1 protein-coding gene is annotated in these 1,280 nt (G+C 48.0%); it reads right to left on the bottom strand.

Annotated features, from left to right (window positions below):
• Positions 1-99: 99 nt before the first annotated feature.
• On the bottom strand, positions 100-1,280 hold a 1,181-nt coding region (locus QUB61_RS39520), incomplete at its 5' end, for a HEAT repeat domain-containing protein (RefSeq protein WP_333190474.1).

The following is a 1,280-nucleotide window of genomic DNA, read 5'->3' as shown; positions in this document are numbered from 1 at the left end:
CCACAAAGAGTAAATTTTCTTGTGGGGTGGGCGTCTCGCCCGCCCTGAAAGCCTGATTAAAAATGTTGCAATATTTCAGCAAACTTTTGGGTTAGTTGGCTAGTCCACATCTTCGGATATGCCTTCGATGAAGGCAACAAGTCCTTTGCCCCAGGGGTTTGATTCCGTGAAGTGTTCGCCAACTTTCACCGCTGCTTTTTTGCCACCGTTGTAAAGCCGTTTGACGCTGATTAGGTTTTGCCACTCGATACGTTTTTGCTCTTTGATTTCCTTAAATTCTGCATCAATAATATTGCGTGCTTGTTCCTCGTCTTGCACTTCTGTATGCTTTTTTTCTAATGCCTGAATGATTTGCACGACTGCATTTAGTGCAGCTTCTGGGGAGGATTGCTGGGCGGCTTGGATGTTTTGAATAACCTTGGGATTGCTGTTTTCAGCGGCATAGTTAACGCCTATGGTGGCATGTTGTTGGTTGAAGATGGGTGATTGGTTTGACATCAGTGTGACTTCCTTGACAGATTGTATGTTGTATACGCTAGCAGAAACATTCGCCGGATGGCTGCCAATTTCCGGGAGTAGGGACAACTGACGAATCTCGTATTTGTAGTATTTGCAGGCGGCTTGGATGGCGAGGATGAGGCGGTGAACTTGTTTGCCGGATTCGGAGGGAATTAAGGTAAGGAGGTGGGGGAGATGGGGGGCGACTTTCTCTGCGTGCTGCTTAGCGATTTTGCCTAAGGCATCTGCCGCGCTCCTACGCACATCAGAGTCTGAATGTTCAACGAGTTTAAGTAATCCCGCAATCGCCTTTTCGTCACCGATTTTGCCTAAAGCATCTGCCGCCCTCCAAGGCACAGAAGAGTCTGAATGTTCAACGAGTTTAAGTAATCCCGGAATCGCCTTTTCGTTACCGATTTTGCCTAAGGCATCTGCCGCGCTCCAACGCACATCAGAGTCTGAATGTTCAACGAGTTTAAGTAATCCCGGAATCGCCTTTTCGTTACCGGTTTTGCCTAAGGCATCTGCCGCGCTCCTACGCACAGAAGAGTCGGAATCTTCAACGAGTTTAAGTAATCCCGGAATCGCCTTTTCGTTACCGATTTTGCCTAGGGCATCTGCCGCGCTACTACGCACAGAAGAGTCGGAATCTTCAACGAGTTTAAGTAATCCCGCAATCGCCTTTTCGTCACCGATTTTGCCTAAGGCATCTGCCGCGCTACTACGCACAGAAGAGTCGGAATCTTCAACGAGTTTAAGTAATCCCGCAATCGCCTTTTCGT

Source organism: Microcoleus sp. C2D2 (assembly GCF_036702495.1).
Taxonomy (GTDB): Bacteria; Cyanobacteriota; Cyanobacteriia; order Cyanobacteriales; family Microcoleaceae; genus Microcoleus.
This window is presented reverse-complemented; position numbering and strand designations above follow the sequence as displayed.